This window comes from Paenibacillus sp. UASWS1643 (assembly GCF_008693195.1).
Classification (GTDB): Bacteria; Bacillota; Bacilli; order Paenibacillales; family Paenibacillaceae; genus Paenibacillus; species Paenibacillus amylolyticus_B.
Genome location: NZ_VXKZ01000076.1, coordinates 1 through 3,498, shown reverse-complemented (window position 1 = coordinate 3,498; position 3,498 = coordinate 1). Strand labels below are relative to the sequence as shown.

The following is a 3,498-nucleotide window of genomic DNA, read 5'->3' as shown; positions in this document are numbered from 1 at the left end:
AATGTCTGCGTCTTCATAAGTACCGCATGCCGCCGCGAGTACCTCTGCAACTGCAGGATCGTTGACCCGCCCAATCATGTAGGTATTGCAGTTGTTAATGATCTGCCGGGAAAGCACAGGATCAACAGCATCAATATCTGACAAGCCCTGTACGGACAACAGACACTCGAAACCAGCAGACCGGCTCTTATTAATAACGTCCACCACTTCATGGCTGACGTAAGCCGAAAATTCGTCGTAGACCGACATGATAGACTTCTTGCCCTCTTTTTGACGGTAGTCTACCAAAGTATTCACTTCCATTATCACGACACGGCCAAGGGTCTTGATATAATCCTTATACTTGTTTCCGGATATGGAGAATATCGCAACTTCATTGTTATCTGTGATCGTTTTAAGGTCGATACCATCTTCTATTTCAACAAATAAATGTCCAAGATCCGATTCAATGAGTTCGGCCAGTTGATTACGCAAACTCGTGAGTGCGCCAAAATTGATTCCTGATGGTTCATCCTCGTCATCCTCTTCTTCTAATCCAAAAAAACGCTCCCGGTAATATTGGATTTTGGCTCTCATTTCCTCGTCCCATTCAACCTGATACCGCACCTCGGGTTCACTCAGTTCCTCATCCTCGCCATGGTCAAGCCCTTCAAACAACATGCTTGCTTTCACCGGAGCTCTTTCCTCTTCCGGATCTACTTTTATAGGCTCTTTAGACATAGCATCTGCTGGAAGCTCCTTAGCTTCTTCCTCTAGAGGTCCTGCTGCCACCGATAATTGCACTGGTTCTGGTTCAACGGAAACGAACAATTCGTTCATTTCCTGAAGCCCGAAAAGGGACGCGGCAGAATCAGGTTCCGGCTCTACTGCGACTGAAGGTTCACCGTCTAACAGTTTCGCAAGTTCTTCACTGGTGAGTTCAACGGGTGGTTCTGGCGTTGGCTCCGGTTCCTCTGGCGGTTCCATTGATGAATATTCTTCATTCAACACTTTCGTGAGTTCTTCACTGGTCAGCTCAATGGGTGCCGGTTCTGGCTGTGGTTCTTCCGGCGGCAGTTCTTGATCCAGAATAAATTTAGCCGGCTTGGGAACCTCAATCATCACCTTCGCACGTTCAGTCTGTTCAGCGAGAAATCGCGCAACCTTCGATTTGGCTGTAAAATCGTATACCGTTGCAAGTTCTATCGGCTGGTCAAAGTCTCGAAGCATCCGAAAAACGAGCTGCAGAAACCTGGAACAGTTCGTTTTATAAAATGGTTCGGACCATTCAAACAGGTTCATGACCTTATCGCGCAGTTGCGTTGGAGATCCATGCCGCAGAAAGTTAAATGATAATTCGTCTATATCGGTGAACATATGGACGGTACGTCCGTGTTTCTCGCACATTTCCTTGAATTCAAGCATCGATTTAAGCTCACCCTTCCCATCCATAAAAATGATGGGCTTGTTTTGACGCAATGCGTTTTCCACGTTTGTTCCGATCAAGACGGTCTTACCGCCACCGGTTGTGGCAACAGCCAAGATATGCTGGTTCGGCTCATGTGCTTTCAAAGCCACTCGTTCCTGAAATTCGTCATATCCAATAAAGTTTTCGGACGAGTTAGATCTCCGGAACTGAAGTTGTTTTTTATTCAAGTACTTTTCCCTGTTTAGTCGGAATTGTCGATAGTCGCGTTCCTTTTTCCGCTTTCGGAGTCCATCATGTTTCGACTTGATGATTTTACTGCGGTAGTATTCGATAAACGGATGCGCCGCATTTGCCATCAGGATTCCCAGGGATAACGTCCCTAAATAGCTAAAAGCATTGATCGGAAAAGGTTGGTTTCGATTCAAGTATTCTTCTGCCAATGGAGTAACATACGGGATCTGAAGCCAGGACATGAAACCTAATAGAGCCATCCATTCGTGAGCCCCGTGTATAATCAGTAACCCGAATGCAGCCATTGGTAGGAGCGTGTACAAAACCCATTTTTTCTTGATTCCAAACACTGCCCCCACATAAATCAATGCCGCCGCTATAAGAGCGAATAAAGTAAAGCACGCAGCCACAAGCCCGATCACAGCAATTGCTATCTGTCCTACCGTCTTGGCTTCTTCATCAGTTCCTCTGCCTTGTAGTAGTTGATCGTCGTCAGCACTTCGCTGCACATGTTCATCCCCTTACCTCTTCCGGTAGGGATTTCACGCTGATTTGCCGGAATACATTCACGCCAGCTTCGGTTTCCGCAGGTCTGGCTTTGTTTGCCCATTCTTTTGCCACTAGAACCTTCGCACGTTCGATAGCATTTCCCACCGTGCCGTTAGGGACAAAATACCAAACATCAGTATATTTCCCCTCCCGTATCTCTCTCGCATAAAGATCAATCTTTTTTTGCAGCCTAGATACAGCTTTCGTATTCAGTTCGGCTTCAACAGCTATCGTATGATTCGTCAGCAGAATGACAAAATCGGGCAACGTTTCGCGGATCTCATTCCACTTTTTGAGCATATCCGCCTTACCTCGATCTTCCAGCAATTCAAAGCGATATTCCCGTTCCGTTTTGTAGTCAAATGTTTCGTTCTTCAGCTGCGCCTTCAAATGCAAGATCAGATCGTTGATAATCAAATCATGCTGCGCAGTATACATAGTTGTATCGTTTGCAACAGTAACCGGATAGTCTAAAAAATCCCTGGCATCGCGCTTTGGAAAATAAACGTTCAATGTGAGCGCAAGTTTCTTCTTCCAGATCATTCCTGCATTCTCCAACTTTCGCAATCTACGATAAACATTATGAATACCATCTTCATTAATGTGGGTCTGGATTTGCTTTGATGTAACGATTCCATGTTTCAGAATAAAGCGTAGAATCTCCAAGTCCTTCGCTTTAAAATCCGTGTATTTGCTAATCAAAAAAGCGCCCCCCGTTCGTTGACTAAATCACTCTCCTTCTAACTATACCAAATTTCGGATATCATTCGTAAACGTTTCTGAACAGTAACTAGCAACGTAACTAAGATCACAAATTGTGCATCATTATTACAAAGTGTTAGTCGCAGTATATCAATGAAAAAAAGTCGCGTAGATACGTCTTCCTAAATCAGCATACTTACCGACCACCTTCTAATCTAAAGCACATTTCCTGTCACTCACCAAAACCACAACACATGCTTCAACACTTTCGCAGATACACCACATAAAAAAGTGTAACTAAAAACGTAACTAAGACTATAAATTATCAACAAGTATCAATGTCCCTTCGCAGCAAATCAACATCAATGCTCAGCGACGACCTGTCGCAAGCAATCTCTAACCAATTCTCTACCCGCTCGCACTCAATGCACTAGGTAACACCCACCACAAACATATCCAATATCAGCACAAAGTATCTCCACGATCCGCACTAAAGTAACTCAAACCACACAGTCACATCAATACTCCGATCTAACTTAACTCCTACCTCCACACTAACTCATAACCTCACCTGTAACTCTTTCTCTTTCATCTCTTGAACTTAATCT

The 3,498-nt window shown here is 44.5% G+C and carries 2 protein-coding genes; both read right to left on the bottom strand.

Features of this window, described 5'->3' with window-relative positions:
• Positions 1-2,148: TraM recognition domain-containing protein (locus FE296_RS00445; RefSeq protein WP_150363995.1), on the bottom strand; the 2,148-nt coding region annotated here is incomplete at its 3' end.
• Between the two features lie 4 nt (positions 2,149-2,152).
• Positions 2,153-2,890, bottom strand: coding sequence for a replication-relaxation family protein (locus FE296_RS00440; protein WP_150363994.1), 738 nt, complete (start codon positions 2,888-2,890; stop codon positions 2,153-2,155).
• Positions 2,891-3,498: the final 608 nt, after the last annotated feature.